This window comes from Cryobacterium sp. TMT2-14 (assembly GCF_004402465.1).
GTDB classification, from domain to species: domain Bacteria; phylum Actinomycetota; class Actinomycetes; order Actinomycetales; family Microbacteriaceae; genus Cryobacterium; species Cryobacterium sandaracinum.
Window position 1 is genome coordinate 371205 of record NZ_SOFV01000009.1, and the last position, 17033, is coordinate 388237.

At 62.6% G+C, this 17033-nt stretch carries 20 protein-coding genes; 10 read left to right on the forward strand and 10 right to left on the reverse strand.

Annotated elements, in window-relative coordinates; genetic code table 11:
* Nucleotides 1-189: 189 nt before the first annotated feature.
* The gene (locus E3O28_RS04215) at nt 190-1275 is read left to right on the forward strand and encodes a PD-(D/E)XK nuclease family protein (protein WP_166784731.1); all 1086 of its coding nucleotides are present in this window, start codon (nt 190-192) and stop codon (nt 1273-1275) included.
* Nucleotides 1276-1824: 549 nt separating this feature from the next.
* Here the strand turns inward: E3O28_RS04215 and E3O28_RS04220 are convergent.
* Nucleotides 1825-2220, reverse strand: a complete 396-nt coding sequence (locus E3O28_RS04220) for a hypothetical protein (RefSeq protein ID WP_134415255.1) — start codon at nt 2218-2220, stop codon at nt 1825-1827.
* Nucleotides 2221-2907: 687 nt separating this feature from the next.
* Between E3O28_RS04220 and E3O28_RS04225 the strand changes: the two genes are divergently transcribed.
* Entirely contained in the window at nt 2908-3603 is a 696-nt protein-coding gene (locus E3O28_RS04225) for a lipoate--protein ligase family protein (protein WP_134415256.1), read from the forward strand.
* A gap of 70 nt (nt 3604-3673) precedes the next feature.
* Here E3O28_RS04225 and E3O28_RS04230 read toward each other — a convergent pair whose 3' ends face one another.
* Both E3O28_RS04230 and E3O28_RS04235 read right to left on the reverse strand, forming a co-directional pair.
* Nucleotides 3674-3883 (reverse strand): hypothetical protein, encoded by a 210-nt coding sequence (locus E3O28_RS04230; RefSeq protein ID WP_134415257.1) that lies wholly within the window; start codon nt 3881-3883, stop codon nt 3674-3676.
* Between the two features lie 276 nt (nt 3884-4159).
* Nucleotides 4160-4390 (reverse strand): PLDc N-terminal domain-containing protein, encoded by a 231-nt coding sequence (locus tag E3O28_RS04235; protein WP_134415258.1) that lies wholly within the window; start codon nt 4388-4390, stop codon nt 4160-4162.
* A gap of 434 nt (nt 4391-4824) precedes the next feature.
* On the opposite strand from E3O28_RS04235, the gene E3O28_RS04240 reads away from it, so the two are divergent.
* From E3O28_RS04240 to E3O28_RS04265, 6 genes are all read left to right on the forward strand, one after another.
* A complete protein-coding gene (locus tag E3O28_RS04240) occupies nt 4825-5112 on the forward strand; it encodes a hypothetical protein (protein ID WP_241973003.1) in 288 nt (95 codons plus the stop codon).
* A 233-nt stretch (nt 5113-5345) separates the two neighbouring features.
* A complete protein-coding gene (locus E3O28_RS04245) occupies nt 5346-5678 on the forward strand; it encodes a hypothetical protein (RefSeq protein ID WP_134374888.1) in 333 nt (110 codons plus the stop codon).
* 189 nt (nt 5679-5867) lie between these two features.
* Nucleotides 5868-6236 (forward strand): PadR family transcriptional regulator, encoded by a 369-nt coding sequence (locus E3O28_RS04250; RefSeq protein WP_134415259.1) that lies wholly within the window; start codon nt 5868-5870, stop codon nt 6234-6236.
* Nucleotides 6233-6979, forward strand: a complete 747-nt coding sequence (locus E3O28_RS04255) for a hypothetical protein (protein ID WP_134415260.1) — start codon at nt 6233-6235, stop codon at nt 6977-6979. The genes E3O28_RS04250 and E3O28_RS04255 overlap by 4 nt, the downstream gene beginning before the upstream one ends.
* Nucleotides 6976-7530, forward strand: a complete 555-nt coding sequence (locus E3O28_RS04260) for a hypothetical protein (protein WP_134415261.1) — start codon at nt 6976-6978, stop codon at nt 7528-7530. Before E3O28_RS04255 ends, E3O28_RS04260 begins: the two co-directional genes overlap by 4 nt.
* Nucleotides 7531-7617: 87 nt before the next feature.
* Nucleotides 7618-8925, forward strand: a complete 1308-nt coding sequence (locus E3O28_RS04265) for an LCP family protein (RefSeq protein ID WP_134415262.1) — start codon at nt 7618-7620, stop codon at nt 8923-8925.
* A gap of 141 nt (nt 8926-9066) precedes the next feature.
* On the opposite strand, the gene E3O28_RS04270 is transcribed toward E3O28_RS04265, so the two are convergent.
* Both E3O28_RS04270 and E3O28_RS04275 read right to left on the reverse strand, forming a co-directional pair.
* Nucleotides 9067-9708 (reverse strand): hypothetical protein, encoded by a 642-nt coding sequence (locus E3O28_RS04270; protein ID WP_134415263.1) that lies wholly within the window; start codon nt 9706-9708, stop codon nt 9067-9069.
* Nucleotides 9709-10063: 355 nt separating this feature from the next.
* Entirely contained in the window at nt 10064-10756 is a 693-nt protein-coding gene (locus E3O28_RS04275) for a hypothetical protein (RefSeq protein WP_134415264.1), read from the reverse strand.
* 523 nt (nt 10757-11279) lie between these two features.
* Between E3O28_RS04275 and E3O28_RS04280 the strand changes: the two genes are divergently transcribed.
* Nucleotides 11280-11678, forward strand: a complete 399-nt coding sequence (locus tag E3O28_RS04280) for a hypothetical protein (RefSeq protein WP_134415265.1) — start codon at nt 11280-11282, stop codon at nt 11676-11678.
* Between the two features lie 185 nt (nt 11679-11863).
* Nucleotides 11864-12382 carry an AAA family ATPase gene (locus E3O28_RS04285; RefSeq protein ID WP_134415266.1) on the forward strand — a complete coding sequence of 173 codons (519 nt, stop codon included), beginning with the start codon at nt 11864-11866 and terminating at the stop codon, nt 12380-12382.
* A 70-nt stretch (nt 12383-12452) separates the two neighbouring features.
* Here E3O28_RS04285 and E3O28_RS04290 read toward each other — a convergent pair whose 3' ends face one another.
* From E3O28_RS04290 to E3O28_RS04310, 5 genes are all read right to left on the reverse strand, one after another.
* Nucleotides 12453-12950 carry an ATP-binding protein gene (locus E3O28_RS04290; protein ID WP_166784732.1) on the reverse strand — a complete coding sequence of 166 codons (498 nt, stop codon included), beginning with the start codon at nt 12948-12950 and terminating at the stop codon, nt 12453-12455.
* Between the two features lie 23 nt (nt 12951-12973).
* The gene (locus E3O28_RS04295; RefSeq protein ID WP_198411528.1) at nt 12974-13465 is read right to left on the reverse strand and encodes a GNAT family N-acetyltransferase; all 492 of its coding nucleotides are present in this window, start codon (nt 13463-13465) and stop codon (nt 12974-12976) included.
* 73 nt (nt 13466-13538) lie between these two features.
* Entirely contained in the window at nt 13539-14003 is a 465-nt protein-coding gene (locus tag E3O28_RS04300) for a cytidine deaminase (RefSeq protein WP_198411529.1), read from the reverse strand.
* A gap of 120 nt (nt 14004-14123) precedes the next feature.
* Nucleotides 14124-15533: a CoA transferase gene (locus tag E3O28_RS04305; RefSeq protein WP_134415268.1), complete on the reverse strand. Its 1410-nt coding sequence runs from the start codon at nt 15531-15533 to the stop codon at nt 14124-14126.
* Nucleotides 15534-15861: 328 nt separating this feature from the next.
* Nucleotides 15862-16857 carry an Abi family protein gene (locus E3O28_RS04310; protein ID WP_241973004.1) on the reverse strand — a complete coding sequence of 332 codons (996 nt, stop codon included), beginning with the start codon at nt 16855-16857 and terminating at the stop codon, nt 15862-15864.
* Between the last annotated feature and the right edge of the window lie 176 nt (nt 16858-17033).

The window sequence follows — 17033 nt, forward strand, 5'->3', positions numbered from 1 at the left end:
ACTCGGCACCGTGCGGTCTACGCGCTCGGTGTCGCAGGCGGTGTTGTCCGAGGCGCATATCGAATCCAATCCTGGCATTCCGGTGACGAAGAGGGGCGGTGGGGCTTCGATGGAGTGCCTGCGCCAGAACTCGGCGCCGTAGGGACGAGCGTCGAACGGCTTGCACCGCCCAGGGGCGCGGCGAACCCTGTGCGTCGTTACCTCGACGGCATCCCAACGAGCGATGAGAAGCCGGTGCAGGCGATCGCCCGGGAACTGAACGTGGAGCCGCTCGCGCGGATCATGTACGGCCAACGCGAGTTGTTCCACAGCAACTTCCTCGCTTGGTTCTTCGACGCTCTGCCGAAGCTGGCCGATGCTGTGTTCCGCGATCTCACGACCGACGACGTCACAGGCTTCACCAAAGTGCGGCGCGTTGAACGAGAGCGAGAGAACCTTGACCTCGTGCTCCATTGGCCGGACGCGGCGCCGTTGGTCATCGAGAACAAGGTGTTCTCGCTTCCCGAGCGAGCCCAGCTCGACGAATATCGCGCCAAGACTGGGCGGTGGAAGGGTGAGCCCGCGCATCACATCCTGCTGAGCATGTCCCCACCGCATGAGCCTGTCGAGGGCTGGACCTACCTGAGCTATCAGGAACTCGCTGAACGCATCGACCTCGCCCTCTTTGACAATGAGGACAGCAGCTACGAGGTCGAGACGGTCAGACGGTACTCGCGAGTCGTGAGGCTCCTGAGCGCGCTACTCGACACCACTGTCGTGCACTCCATGGAGGAGTCTGCGTGGCTGGACAGTTCGCAACTCGCAGAGATTGACTCGACCCAAACCCGTACCGCGCTTCGAAAGCTCCGCGCGCGGCGGGTGCAGGCTGTGATCGCGGCGGAAGGCCCGGCGGTGGGATGGACGGAGGCCGCCATTAGCCACGGCCAGCCTCTAGTCGGCTGGCGACGTCACGTTCGGGTTGGTGGCGTCGAAATCCAAGCGGGGTGGCAGTACCAGGAAGGACAGTTTCGGTTGTGTGTCGTGTTGCCACACCTCGAGGGTCGCTCCGGAGAGGACAGAGACGCCCGCGAGGAATTCGCCACATCGCACCCGGAGCTGTTCGATTTTGCGCCGCTTTACGAGGTCCTCGCATCGCCGGATAGGCAAGTCATGCCGCGCGAACGCTTCGGGCACTTCGCTCCGTTGTTCGTGTACCGCTACGTGAAGGCGCCGGACCAGACCGTCCAGCAGCTCGTCGCGGCGACCCACGCGATCAATGCCGCATTTGAGGCGTGACGAGCTGCTCGCCGATTCTGTCCGCAGGCCGGACGTCTACGGTCGCAGGTTCGACGCCCAGTCTCCGAGGTTTCGGAGTTTCAGGGGAGTGGTGTTTGGGAACCTTTCGTGAGCAGGCAGGCTTTCAGGGGCGGGCCTACACTTAGCGGCAAGGCTGAACGGCGCCGTTCCACGGTCTGCCCAGTCCTGCGTGCTTTGCAGTCGGCTGGACACAGCACCATGTCGGACGCTGAAGGCTACAAGCGGAAGGTGGGCAACATGATCGGGGACCGGGACCGGGACGTTCAAGAGGCTGAGAGCGTTCAGGAGGACGAGGACGAGGACGTTCGGGAGGACGAGGACGTTCGGGAGGACGAGCCTGTCCCAGGTCTGGCGGTTCCTCTGGACCGTTGGCGAGCCTTGCCAGCTCGGGTGCGAGTGGAGGACCAGAGCTTGTCCGTTCCAGCTTCGGATGCACCGGACCCTGAGGGTGGCAGGAACCCTGACAATGACTGGCTGCTCCGTGGTGTGTAAGCGGAACCGCCATCGGGACGGTCTGGGTCTGATTCTTCAGAGCGATGCCGGCCAGGTTCGCCGAGTGGCGAGGAGTGCGGTCAGGAAGAGCGCAACGCCAATGACTCCGAGGATTGCGGCGAACGTGATTCCCCAGTCCCACACGCTCGACTGGGTGTGCACCAGGAGGAGTTCGTGATCGGTCGTGAAATAGGAGCATCGGACTCCAACGGGAAAGAACGAAAATGCACCGTCCGCGGTCCATCCTGCTGAGGGCAGAGCCAGGTTGCCTAGCTCGGGATTCTGATAGCAGGATTCACCGATACCCGCATGTGAGATGAACGCGAACTGCAGCCCAGCCAAGGCCATGAGGGCCATCGAAGAAATGCCGAGGATCCAAGACCGCGCAGTCACGGCGAGGAGCACGGGAAAAGCCGGTCTTTGCAGTTGCATTTCGTCTACCCCCTCCTGAATAAACTACGTGCTGCCAGACACCGGGTAAGCGCTTTAAGACTGGAACGAAGGAAGTCGCCGGCCTACAGAGTCAAGGCCCGTAGCCGAACGGAAAGCGGACATCAAAGGCGTGAGCCGTGCACCGATCGGACGTCGATCGCCCCGCCATAGCCGTCCTCTTCGAATTCCAGCCCGATCTTTTCCGCTGCTCATGTGGAGGCTCTGTTGTCGCGGTGGATGATCGCGACCAGGTGACCTGGCCTCAAGGTATCTCGGGCGAAGTCGCGGCAGGCGGCTGCGGCCTCGGTTTTCGGCACCGGCTACTGACGCGGGAGCCAGAACGGTTTGTTCGGCCGGCTGCCGATTTCGTGGTCAGGTACGTGTGGGCGGAAGCTACCGAGGTGGCATGCATCGGCCGGTGGCTGGACAGCAGCCGAGCACACTGCCCGTGGAGAGATAAAATCGAATGATCATGGCGCCTCCAACGAACAGCTACCGGCGAGTCAGCACTCAGGACGAAGCTCACGGGCACCTTGTGGAGATCGACGCCAGGTACTCCGAGTGAGTGCGGCCGCCGTACCCCACGCACGCTGGGGTGAACCCCGCCGCGATGGCCAGGTTGAGTGAGTTGACGGATGAGCGGCCACGGACACCGCACCGCAGGAGCGAAACAACGGAGCCGCTCACGTGAAACCGATCACCATGTGCGGACAAGTAGGTACCGACGCGCAATCCGACATCGACCACACGCTGGCGCTTATGCGGGAGATGCAGGCCGTGGTGGTCCCCAGCCCGATCCTGAGGGTGTACGCACCGCGCCCCACGGTGGCGTTTGGCCGTCGGGAAAGCCTCATGCCGTCGTTTGCAGCCGCACAGGAGGCGGCTCGCGACCATGGCTTTGCGCCCGTGATCCGGCTCGCGGGCGGGAGGGCGGTGGCCTACGACGAAAGCTGCCTCGTCATTGATCTGCTGACGCCGTCCGATCGGCACATAGCCAATGAACTCGTTTTCGACGTGGTGTCCGAGTCAATGCGGCGGGTACTCGTGGATTTGGGCGTCGACGCGCGTGTGGGGGCGGTCCGACGCGAATACTGCGCGGGGCCTCACAGCGTGAATGCACGCGGAGAGGTGAAGCTCGTCGGAATCGCCCAGAGGGTGACCCGAGGAGCTCGGCTCGTCACGGCGTCTGTCGCGTTGGGTCCCGCGATGCGACTCCGCTCCGTTGTGGACGCCGTGTACGCGGCCATGTCGCTCGACTGGGATCCGCAAACATTCGGGACGTTGGCTGGCGAAGGGGTGCAGGCCTCTCCGGAGGAGCTCGCACAGGGCGTCATAACCGGCCTCGCTCTGACGCACACAGAGTGGGCTAAGCCGTTCGTTTGAGTGCACGGAATTCCTCTCTTGACGCCCCCGTTCTGCCCTTGTCCGCACGTGATTTCTTCACCGACCTCGATCAGGGTGAGGTGGTTGTGCTCTGGTGCTCGGAGCCTTCGACACCGTCAAGCCAAAACATACCGGAGAGTCCGATGGTGGTGACGGCGATGACCGCGACCAGGCTCAGCGCCCGGACGTAGGTGGAGAAAGGTGCTCGTCGTAGCCACCCCTCGCCACGCAGGAGGACGACAGCCAGGACCGGCGTGCCGACCTCCAACACGCAGGCCACCAGGTCAGCCAGGCCGACCTGTTCGGGGACGCCGCTTCCCCTGACATCGTGCAGCTGGACCCGTCGATGCCGGGTCTTGACGGCATCGACGCGACCCGCGAAGTGCTTGCGGTTCGGCCTGCGACCAAGGTGTGTCTGCCCTTGATGCCGGGGCGGGGGTTACCTACTCAAGGACGCCGACCCCGACGGCCTCATCAGGGCCCTGCGCGACGCACGCCATCGACTTCGTCTCTCTGGAATCGAACCCTCTCCGCGAAGGGAAATGAAGGTCGAGGTCTATCGAACCGTGTGTGTGAGTCGAAGGCCGAACGGGTGTGGTCCGGCGAGGTACCAAACGAGCGCGCCGAGCAGAGGCGCGAATACGACGGCGATCATCCAGAGGGCCTTCTCCACCTCGGACAGGTCGCGGGTTCGCGCAATCTGGACGATGGCGTACGCGATCGCAGCGATGTAGAGGACGGCGACGACGGATGCGAGAGCGACTGGAAGTGCGGCTGGACTGTCCATGACGGTTCCGTTCGTTTGGATACTTCAAGATAGGGCCCCAGTGAAGATGCGTCTCCGGAACTTCCTGCGGGGGACTTGCACCCGCTACTTACCGGCAGTGGGCCCGTGACCTTCCGTGGGTCGGCTCGCCTCAAGAATGGCGCTCTTGCGCCGCCCCCAGCGGATGAAAAGCCCCAGAGCCACGACGACCCCAACCACAACGAGAACCTGGACTACCACCCAGAAGTTCCACCAAAAAAGAGCACCGAATTCCATTTCGACCACCCCTCGATTCGCGGACACCTGAGTGCCCTACTTAGAGCGAGCCTACGACCGCGAGGCCGTTCGGGGAAGTACGCCGTCGATTGCTTAGCCAGGAGGGAACATCCGGAGCAGCTCGTAAGATGAACGCCCTACGGCACAGGGTCGCGAGCCTCGGCACCTAAAATCACCTCATGACTAACCACGGCGAATTCCAGATTGCTGAGTTCGGTTTTCCGGGCCCACTTCGGGAGCGGCTGATCGCCGCAATCCTGGCCTGTACGAAGACCTCCACAAGTTCGACCCTCGTGGAGTACTCGATTGAGGACGAACAGTTGCCGATCATCGGGAACAAGCAGACGGTCGTGGATTCCCACGATGCCGCGGTGGCAATCATCCAGACAGTTGCGGTCGAGATTGTTGACTTGCTGACGTCGGCCTCGAGCATGCGCGCGACGAGGGCGAAGGATTCGTCTCCGTAGCAGCCTGGCGCCGCGGTCACGAAGCCTTCTGGCACGGCACGGAGATGCGGGCCTTCCTCAACAGCCCAACCTTCACAGTCGATGACGACACGCTTGTCGTGCTGGAGCGGTTCCAATTGATTGAGGCGCTCGGCCAAGCGAACCGATAGCCCTCATACCGGCAGCCCAACACTTTTACGGATCGCTGGAGTGATTCCGTCGTCTGCAAGGGCGAGACCTGAGAGACTCACCGCATGACAACCCAGACGAGTACTCAGAAACGACGTGCTGTGTCTCCGGTGCTTATCGGGTTCGTCGGGATGATCGTCGTTCCACTCTGTATTGTGCTCGCGACGACCTCCTGGGATGCACCAGACGGAGCAGATTTCGTCCGGATGGCCTTCGGTACCGTAATCGCTTCCACCTTGGCGACGGTGGCCGCGTGGTGGCTGGCGTGGAACCGGATGAGAGCGGGTCGGAGTGACCGCTACTGGTTCTGGGGTGTTGCTGGCATCGTCACTTTCTCCTCGATCGGCAGCATCTTCAGTGTGGCTGAGACTCTGCTGGCGCAACTGACCCGTCAATAGAGCGCCAATCCGCCGCCCGGCAAGCAGCGCCATTCGCAGTCGCGGCCGCCCCCGTTCCCGGGTCGGCGAGGCGACGAGGACAACTCGGCGCACCGCCTCATCATGACTCTCAGCCAGGACCGGCCATGAGCTTCGTGCCCCCTCAACGGGGGTTTTCTTATAAGAAGCTATCTTCCTATAGTTAGGTCTATGGCACGCAGACGACCAGGTACTCTCTTTCCAATCGAGGTGGACATTCTGCAGAGCGGGCTCACGCTCCAAGCGAGCGAGGGCAGCTTCTACGGCTTCGCCCTGGCGAAGCAACTCTCCTCCCATGATGGTTTCGCGCTCACGGCTCACGGCACGCTCTACAAGGCGTTGTCTCGGATGGCGGAATCCGGCATCCTCGAAGCCAGCTGGGAAGACCCGGCCAGTGCCGAGTCCGAGGGACGGCCCCGACGCCGGCTGTACACCGTGACGGCGGAAGGTTCACGCGCCCTGGTCAGGGCGCAGGCGGAAACGAACCGCAAAGAGGCAAACGTGCCTCGCATTGCGCAAACAGGGGCGACTTTCGCATGAGCGTTCTGACGTCTATGCCCTACCATCACGCCGTTCGCCGGGTCTCTCGCTGGTGCTCGTGGTACACACGCGAAGTTGATGCCCAGGTCGCCGCTGGTCGTCGCGACGAACTCGCCTCGGACCTGTATGAGCACGCGATCTGGGCCGATGAATCGGGAACCACGCCGCGCGCGGTGGCTCGCGCAATCCTCAGCCGTGCGCTGAGGGGCGCTCCCGCTGACCTGAGCTGGCGTCACGCGCAGCGAAGACAAGTCGCCCTGACGGACCCGACCGGCTTTCGCCAACATCGGGTCGAGGGCGCCGTATCGGCGCTCGTTCTGGTCGTGGCTTCCGCCGTGCTCGGCTGGGGTCTCTTCGTACTCACCCGGATTGCGCTCAGCGTGATCGGGGAACAGATCCGGCCGGGCTCCGCAACCGCACTGACCATCGCCTCGTTCACTGTCCTCGCTGTCGGCGGACTAGTGCTGCTGTCTCGGCGCCTGACACGTATCTTGGGTGCGCTCGTCATGGTGCTCGCTAGCTTTGGACTCGTTCACTTCGGCCTTTTTCAGCTCTACTCCCTCAGCGCCACGGTGGGTGCCCTGACCTTCACGATGCCAGGGTGGGGACTCGCCAGCAACAGCCTCATCGCAGGACTTGGCTTGTTCTTCACTGCGGCAGCGATCTGGTGGTGGCCGGAACACCGGACCGCCCCTGCCGACACCGGCACCCGACTCAAGACAATTGGAGAGATGGCTCGATGAAGAAGAAACTCGCACTCGGAATCGGTTTGGCCGGAGCCGGGCTTCTGGCTCTCTCACTGACTGTCTTCGGGATGGGCGCGGCGGCGACGCTCAATCCTGCAGCCCCGGACTCACCATCCGTACGCGCGGCCGAAGCCGCCGTCGTTCCTGCCGAAGCGGTTACCCCCACACCAACCGGCACCCCGGGCACGTCGGTGACGTCGGACGCGGGCACTATCGAAGCTGCCGACAACGCTGATCCGATGGCATCCGAGGCGTTCAAAGCGATGACCCCCGATGAACAGGCCAACGGCAGGGAATGGATGAAGACGCAGACGATCACGGCCGCCTGCATGAAAGACAAGGGATACGAGTACACCTTCGAACCGTTCTGGGAAAGAGACAGCGCTGTGCTTCCAGTGATGTGGGAGGACACTCTTCCAACCTCCGAGCGGGCAGCCGCCCGCCTCGCACTCGACGGTGACACCGGAGGCGGCGCCGACTACCACTGGGACGACGCTGGATGCTGGGGCTACGCCGTCCACGTTATGGGCAACGACAACAACCACTGACGAGCCGCTGTTCCGGGGGAAACAGGCGTGCCCAAGCGGTCGCTTTCCAAGGGGGGCCGGTTCATTGGCCGGTCGGGAGGTTAGTTCGTGAAAAACAGTGAGTCCGCGAGACGGCGTGGCAGGCAGTTGGATCAGCCAATCCGGCATGGACAGTTGACGCGTCGGGGGCCGTGGCGGACGGTAGCGAAAACGCTTGGGTTCACCTTAGGTGTCCTTCTGGTCAGTGGGGGTTCCGTTGCCGCGGTTGCCACCTGGGACCTTGCGAGCAGTGTCAAGCCAGGCGTTCACCTGGCCCAGGCGCCCGGAGACAAGGCCGCTCCCGGCGTGGAGGTAAGCGCGATCGCCGGCGGGGTGAACCTGCTATTGACTGGCACTGACACCCGCACCCGCCAAGGCACGGCCTTCGAGACCAGCGTCGGGTTGGAGGGTAGCTCCGGCGCGGGAAACAACGACGTCACAATTCTGCTGCACATTGCACAGAATCATCAGAGCGTGAGCGTAGTCAGTTTTCCCCGCGACCTGATGCTGGCCGTGCCAGCGTGCCCGCAGCCGGACGGCGGAACCACACCGGCATCCAGCCGGGTGATGCTCAACACAACTCTGTCCCGTGGCGGCCTGTCCTGCGTAGTGCTGACGATCGAGAAGCTGATTGGTATCCAGATTCCCTACGCCGCTCAAGTCAGCTTCGACGGTGTAACCGCCATGTCCGACGCCGTCGGAGGGGTCACTGTCTGCCTGGCAACACCGGTCAACGACCTGTATACGAATCCGCCGCTGCACTTGGCGGCCGGCCAGCAGACTCTCGTTGGTGCGGACGCTCTCTCGTTTCTGCGCAGCAGAAAGGGTGTGGGCGATGGCAGCGACCTGGGTCGGATCAGCAACCAGCAGGTCTTCATGGCCGCCTTGGCCCGGAAGGTCGTAAGCGGCGGCGTCCTCGGTAACCCGATCGCGCTGTTCTCCCTGGCTAAGGCCGTGACCAACAACATGGTCCTCTCTGACACGTTGACGAATCCGACGACCCTGGTCCAGATCGCTGTTGCGCTCAAAGACACCGGTCTTTCGAACATGGTTTTCCTGCAGTATCCCACCGTGTCTGACCCGGCCGAGTGGGGACGGGTCATCGCCGAGTCCAGCGCCGCCGAAGTTCTGAACATGGCGTTAGTCGCGGATCAACCATTGCAGCTCACCGGCGACCCGGGACCAGGGGCGGTACTCGCGAGCAGCGCACCGGTCGTCCCCGGTCCCGTGACAAGCGCGACCCCACAAGCCACCTCGACGTCGCCACCCGTGTCAACGCCTGCGGCGGCCCCTGCTCCCGCTCCGACTGATGCGGTGCTGCCGACCAGCGTCACCGGACAAACCGCAGCCGAGCAAACTTGCACGAAGGGCAACTAGTGTCCAGCGCAGTTAGTTCGTCGTGGTGGTCGTTTGTTAGCGGCGCCGAAGTTCCGAGGCCTCGGGGGAGTGGCGTTTGGGAACTCCTGCGCGACGGATCCGCGGCCAATCGGGCCGATTGCCGAGCGCCCAAATTCTGGGTCAGTGGGGGGACCGTAGCTGGTCGCCCGGTTGGAGCGCCGTGCCGGCTGCGCACCCGAGCTCTCCGGGCTGAAGCAGAATCTTGGGCACCTGCAACACCTGCACGCCGTCGACGCCTCGTTTCACGAGCAGGCAGTCGTCCCCATCGCCCATCGCGAAGCCGATGTCGCCGTCGACTACCGTCGCCTCGGGATCGAACGCGACCTCACGCTCACCGGTCGGCTGCGGCATCCGCTTGACGATCTCGGCGACTATGTCGTCAGCGGATGCCGCGGACGGCGCGTTTGTCAGCACCTCGACGACGAGAGCCTCCGCTCCGTCGGGAACAACGTCAACCAAGCGGGTGTCGACCGGAGGGGGGATGCGCTTTGCGTCCGGCGGGCAAGCGATGTCGTGGGCGACCGCCGTGTCGTCGCTCCATTCGCCGGGCTCCTCGGTCGCGACGCCCCAGAAATCGAACTGCGACTCAAAGCAAGCGACGTGCAGCCCTTCGTTCGGGGTGGGCTGTATCGTCGCACGAAACTGCAGCGCTCCAACTGGTTCGCCGTGGATCGCGCCGGGATATTGTTCGTAGCCGATCAACTCGACTACGGTCGATTTCTCGGTGTCGGTGTCAGCCCAGCGGGCATAGTCATCGATCACGTCCGTCCCCTCACGGTAGAGACCCCGAGAGACGTCAGCGACTGCCTTGCGCGCCGACACTTGCGACACCGCGTCCGACGCCGGGACTGCTGCTCCCGCGCAACCAGTGAGCGTGCCGCACACCGCGAAGGACAACCATGCGACGGGGCTCGGACGGTGTCGGTTCGAAACGGAATGGCGCACGTTGTTGATCAAACCACAAGTCGGCCGGATGTTGTTGCGCGGGGATGGCCCACATCAGCACGGCGTCAACGCCGAAGGCGAAATCAAGCGGTAGTAATCATGTCATCGACGGTACCGCGGCTCCCCGCCCGCAAGGGGAACCTTGTGCGGGCAGGTCTTGCGCTGGGTCGCGCTAGGTGAGGCGGATCATCGGTTTGAGAGTGACGAGTCCTGCAGGCAGGTCGCGGTGCCACGCTTCGATCTCGGCCGTGATCGCCCGTGGTGTCGCAATGATGTGGTCGACACCGTCGTCGTTGATTTGGTCGATGAGTGTTGAGAGCGCCCAGAGCTCGACCTGGTGGGCGAGGTGTTCGCCGGCATCGCGGTACTGCTGTTGGGTCCATCTCGACTGAACCAGGGTGAGGAGATCGCCGTGTAGCTCGGTGAGAGACTCCCGTACGGCATCGGGGTCCGGTGCGGAGATGACTACTCTCCAGGTTTTGTCGGGGGCGCTCAGATAGCGGCGACTGACGATCGCACCGCTGGCAAGCAAGGCTCTTTCGACTGCGCGTGAGTGTTCGTCGTATCGCGGTGGTGTCCGATGTCCGGGTTCGGTGTTGGCCGGTTCGACCGTGAAGCCGTCATCGGACTCGGGGGCGCCGAATGCGTCGACGGTGAACTTCGTTCCGTCCCAGCCGCCTGAAACTGATACCCACGAGTCCGGCTGTTGACCGGTGACTCCGGGGATGAGGACGAGGGGGATGCCGAAGGTGTGGATCTCCTGCTCCGAGGCATCGGTGGGCGATCTATCGTGCGTGAATCGAGGGATCAAGGCGAAGGTTCCACCGCTGTTGATGAGCCAACCGGTAGCCGCGTGTGTCAACATCTGAGTCCTTGCCTAGTTGATGAGTGCACCTGCGGAAGCCCGGCTGGCTGAGGCATCTTCCTTCAGGATCCTCCTTCCGACCGAAGATACGCCCACTGAGGTCAGGCCGGTCTCTTCGTCAAGGTGGCGATGTTGACGTGCTGGGGTCGTTCGCTGACAACCGATCATCTCGGAGAGGGCGCTGGCCAAGTTCGCCTCAGAGGAAGGTTGACAGAGAGGGCGGTGCGGCAGGCCCCGTGGCACGCGCGGTGTCCGAAGAACCCGTGCGCGCCGCAGAAACTGCACAGTCGGTCAGGAGAGCCGACCGTGGTGCACGCCTCGCCGGAATCGCACCCGAACACGCACGGCGCCCTCCCGCCTCAGCGGGAAACGCCAAAAGCGCAGCGTCCGTCGTACCTGCTCTACGATTCGGTGAAGAGGACAGAAGATGGGGCCGCCCAGGACGCAGAGCCACGGGTCGTCACGATGAGCGCCCACGTCCTTCCGCTGGAGCTCTCGGGCAGACAGGAACTGAGGAGAATTGATGGAGCCAATTGCCAGCACTCTCGGCGAGACCATCACGTGCTACGGCATCATCGGTGTGGCGCTATTGCTCATCCCCGCGATGTTCACCTGGTGGGCCCTCGCGCAAAGGGTCAATTCCCTCCGTCGAGAAGCGGGCAGGCAGCGAGAAGTCGGCCGGTGGCACTTTCTCCGCTTCGGTCCCACCGCTCCACTGTTGAGCCTGACCGCTTTTCTTAGCGGGCTGGTCCCCGTCATTGTTGGCTGGCGTGCTGTGCATTACCCGATCATTTTGTCGTTAGCTGTATTGACGGTCTTCGGTCTCGTGGCGTTTCTGATGAGCATGCTTCTCTGGTCCTACGCCAGCGACCCTGCAGAAGCCGTCCAAAGTAACAGGCCGAAGCAAACGGTCTTCCTATAGATATCGGCCGTGGCATCGAAGAAAGAACTGGAACGGCTCGATGCCTTGAGCCGGCCTCTCCAACCAATCACCAAGGGCGCCGATGCTGCGTAACAAAGGAACCTTGAGCGAGACAATCTAACCTTTGGGCCAACCCAGTCCAACGAAAGCCCGCCGGAGCGCATGCGATGTGACAGTCTCGACAAATGATCGACGCCGTATTTCTCAACGGAACGGTCGGCGTCGGGAAGTCGACCATCGCGAACGCTCTCAGTGCCCTCGCGGCTGAGAGTGGGTACCGCCATGCCGTGATCGACCTGGACCACATCAGACGCGCATGGCCAGCCCTGAAGGACGACCGCTTCAATCACGAACTGGAATTGGTGAATCTGCGCGACGTGGTTGTCAACTATCGAAATGTCGGTATCGAGCACTTCATCCTCGCGGGCGTCATCGAGCACGCCACCGAAGTACCCCGATACGAAGCCGCGCTACAGAGTCGCGGCCTTCTTATCTGCCGATTGGAAGCCGACGCCGCCACGCTGAGAAGAAGACTCCGCTCGCGCCACGCCGACAGCCCGACTGAGCTGGATTGGCACTTGCGGCGAGCAGGAGAGCTCGCAGCCATCCTCCAGTCCGCGGCCATCGATCACTTCGTCGTGGACGCTTCGGGAGACGCACCCATGGTGACGGCAACGAAAGTCAAGGAGAAGGCAGGTTGGTGAGTGTGCGTTCGCACTGTTCCCAAGCGGAACCTTCAGCGCTTGTTCAGGGCTGTGCGGACGTCTGCTGCTGTCAATCGAGTCCGCCGTGGTGCCTGGTGTAGGAATCAATCCGTTTCAGTTTTTCGTCGGAGACGGGTTGGAATAGGCACCAGGCGGTGAGGAGCTGTTCTCGGGTGATCGGCGCGGCCCCAGATGGCGACTGCTTGTTCCGCTCTCGGAGTCGTTCCCAGAGGGTGTCGTAATCCACTTCGAATACGTGCAGATCGATGAGTGCACCACAGGATCGAGCGTCGGCGAACTTTTCTGTTCGTTCGCCTTCCATCCACAGCCCGTCTTCGAGGATCACGTCAACGCCTCGCCGCAGTAGCACGAGGGCGGGGCGGTAGAGCGTCGCTTGTAGCCGCTCGTGGCGTTCAGCGTCGGAATAGGGGATACCGATGCAGTCTTGCCACTCGTCTGTCGCAAGGCGCACCCCATGGCCCTCAGCTTCGAGACGCCGCGCAAGCGTTGTCTTCCCCGAACCGGGAAGACCACAGAAAAGCGTGAGTGTCGGAAGCGCGTGTCCCACGGCGTATTTTCCGTTCGTTGATCTCAGAGCTGCTTGTAATAGTGCACCAGGGGCAGGCCGACGAAGCCGGCGCGTTCATAAGCGCGCCTCGCGGCGGCGTGCCCTGGGTCGCCACCGGTGCCCAGCTCAGCATGCGTCACACCGTGAGTTCGCATGAAGTCCAGGGCAGTATCGATAAGTTTTTGCCCGATGCCATTGCGTTGCCGAGCCGGGTCAACGGCGAGCATGTCGATTTCTCCTCGATCGGCGTCGTGGACGACAACGGTCACGAAACCGATAGGGGCACCGTTTTCGATCGCTACCCAGGCGTGGTGCGCGTGAGTGGAGTGTCGGATTGCAGCCGCCTGCGAGGCTCGCCAGTTCGGGTACTCATGTTTGTAGAGCGAATCGCCCAGGATGATCCGCCAAGCGTCGTAGGCGGGCGCCCAGGCCCGTAGGCCAAAATCAACAATCGCATGCTCGTCTAAAGCCTCGTATTCACGCAACGCGACCGTGTTCTCATTTTCGGGGACCACCTCTTGAGGCTACGCGCTGCAGGGCCGCGGGGAGGCCCGACTGCGCCGCCAACTTCATCCATTCCCCTGGACCTCAACGAAAACGCTCCTCGTCGAACTTCTGAGTGCCACCTTCCATAGTCCACGCCGCGGCAAACGGCATCAGGGTCTCAATGGTGGCGACGCGAACGCCCTCGGCGGTCGGGAGCAGCACCCTGATACTTGGGTAGTAGTCGAAAAGGACCTGCCTGTCACGCCCGCATGGTCCGACAACCCCGCGCCCGTGATTGCCGACAGCGACGATTGTCGTGATTTCTCGCCCGCCTTGTGCACGCGCCGCGCCAAGTGCAACCAGCTCGGCGCACGGACCGCCGGTGAAGTGGAACAGATTCACGCCAGCGAACATGCGGCCGTCGGCGTCTCGAACTGCCGCGCCCATAGTGTGTGCACCATCTTCATCGGGCCCGGCATCCGTGTTTGCGTCGATGGTCTCTCTTGCGAGGTCAACGAGCTCAAGGTCTTCGGCCGTCGGCACTGCGAGTTCAGCGTTTGGGAGCATGAGTGTAATCCTATGGATCGAACCGAATCCAACTCCTAGCTGGCGTGCCCGTAGGCGGGACCCTCAGCGGGCGGCTTTCGCCATGTTGCACCTGCCGATGGCGCACCTTTCGGGTGGGCTTTATCGGAGGGCGTTGGCGGATCGTGGCTCGGCCCATTCTGGCCGGTCTGCTCCCCACGGGCGGCCGATCCATCTGTAGCCTTTCGTGCCGCCGTTGATGCTGATCGCGGGTGCGGCGCAGGTGAGGGTTCCTTCTGGCGTTTCCGCGTTCACGGTTTGAATCTCGTATGGGGCGGCTTCGGTTGGCGGGGAATGAGGCTGGGCGAGTAGCTCTTGAGCGATCCGGGCCAGTGAAATGTCGACGGTCCACCCGTGCCCGTCGAGGTGCCGATGTCGAAGTGCTGAGATGATCCCGGCGGCAAGTAGGTACCCGGCGGAGTGATCCAGAGCTTGGGCGGGCAAGGCGCCTGGTCTGCCGGTGCCGTCCGCGTGGATCTGGGCGATGCCGCTGGCTGCCTGGACGATACTGTCGAATCCTCGGCGCTCGGCCCAAGGTCCGCTTTGCCCCCACGCGCTCACCCGGCCAATGACGAGCCCTGGATGGCGGTTGTGGAGTTCGACCGGCGAGAGGCCGAACTGGTCGAGGCTGTTCGGCCTGTATCCCGTGACAATAACGTCGGCGTCCGTCAGTAGCTGTTCGAGGCAGTCTCGATCCGGTTTGCGGCGGAGGTCAAGGAGTGCGGAACGCTTCCCTTGCCCGGTATCGAGGTACTGCCAGGAGAGTTCCGGCATGCCAGGGCTATCAATGCGCAAAACATCTGCCCCGAAGAAAGCGAGACTGCGAGTGGCCAACGGCCCGGTTATGACCCGGGTCAAATCGAGCACCCAAACCCCGTCCAGCGGCGCCTGAGTGTCGGCCGACCCCAGGCCATGGAGGTCTGAGTCTCCTGCCTGCTGCTTCAGGCTGATGAAGGGATCTGCTTCCAGGGTTTGGGCTTGGTGATGTCCTCTCCAGCTGCTCGGGCTGCGAACCGCGCTGATGACCGCGCCAGAGTCTGCGGCTTCATTCTCCAGATCGAGGGCGCTGCGTCGCGAAATCGCGTGAGCGACAGTCTCGGTGGTGGCGGAACCGTCCAGTCTCAGAAGTGAGCGTAAAGCCGCTTCGTGGTGGGGGTAGTTGGCGTGAGTGCGAACCCAGCCGTCGCTCGAGGCGAAGAAACCAGATAGGGGAGCCCACGCCGGCGCAGGGTTCCCGTTCCACCGGAACAGTTGGTCACTCCGGTAGGCGCCGGCGACGAGTTGCGGCGCAACGCTCACCTGCGGAACTTCGCTCGCCTTCGGGTCCCGCGCTCCCGTGCGGACAAGGTGCAGCAGCGAAGCCATGAGCTTGGTCGCCGCGATGCTGTCCGCGGCAAGATTCCCGACAGGCAATGGCGACGAATGCGGCACCGGCCCGGCCGAACGAACATGATCGGCTAGCTCCGGAAGTTCCGCCGAATCGGCGAGAAACGTCCTCAGGAAGGTGCCCATCGGTTGCCTCCCACGCCCTCGACCGTTCACACGTGGGCGTGAAACCAGGCGATCATCAGTGGCCCCCACTTTATCCCCACGACACGGATTTCAATTGCTGCGCTGAGGGGCCGAGCACCACGCGACGGAATGCCAGCCGAGGAACCCTGAAGGGCGAATCCACCGCCGAGTTGATGACGTCTTCTCAGCGGTCACGACGATCAACACGTTCGCGCCTGTGTTTGGTGAGCTGATGAGGGCTCGGTCGGGTGCGCTCAGTAGGTTGCCCTGCTCGGTTACTGGTAACACAAGCCTCGGGGAGCGCCGACTGGGAATGAACTTGAGCCGACTATTCCGAGGACCAGAGCGCGAGTTGCGACCAGCCTGGGGGCACGCCCATTGACTCCGCAGTCAGATAATCAGAATCGGGGAAGGCCTGAATGGGCTCGACTACGCGGGCGAGCCATCCGCTATCCGGGTCAATCGAACGCAATAGGTAAGCCATTACCGCGAGGGCGTTGTACAGGCCAAACACCTGCTTCGCGACCGTTGCCTCCTTGAGATGACCGAGAAGAGGAACCTGTGTGTGGGTGGGGCGTGCGGGTGCGCTGACGAGTTTGCGGTTGAAGAGGCGTGCATGGTGCGCTGAGACGTTCCGGACGTAGTTCAAGCTTGAGATCCAGCTGCTCATTACTTTCTTGGATGGTGCCCCGTAGGCAGTCGCAATTTCGGTCGCGATCGAATTGTTCAATCCTGAGTAGAGTCGCCCAAGTTGCCCCAGCTCCAAGATTTCGGTGAGGGCCCAGATGGGCATTTCGTCGTCGTACTTATCGCGAAAGTGCGCAACGAATGCTTCGTCAGACTCTGACTGACGCGCATTCACGCGCTCGATCCACTGCAGGTGCTTGCTCGGCGTGGTGTCGCCCGTTCTGGTGTCGGTCTGCGCCTCAGTGAATGAACCCACGAAGTTGGAGGGATCAAGGTGAGCGAACGCCGATTGCCTGCCGAGTACATACCCGACCTGCATGCGAAAAGATATTTCGATTCTTTCGATGCCGTCGAGGACGAGCAGCCGTAGGCGGCGATCAAAATCTATGAGTGTGGCGGCGTATTCGACCGAGGTACCAGAGCGATAGTGGTTGAGGATGCGGACCCGACGTCGGCCTTCATCATCCACGTACGCTTCAGATTCGCGAAGCGGGTAGAGGTAGCCAGTGAGGCGGTAGTAGCCGACGGCTTGGAGTATCTGCCGGCAGTTCTCTGGGTCTCGCACCTCGACGCCGCGAGACGCGAGTTTGGCCATTTGGTCTTCAAGCGACAGCCATTTTTTGATGTACTCAGCCACGAATCTCCTGGTTAAAGAAAATCAGCCCGAGCCGTGAGGCGAGCGGGCTGATCGTGATGAAATTAACGTACCACAGCCAGCCTGCAGCGCCTTGGAAACGAATCGGTAGCTCGTCCATTCAGAATCGCGATCGCGGAGCCTCGAACGGATCCCAGTGCCCGGACGTGTTTCTTGGA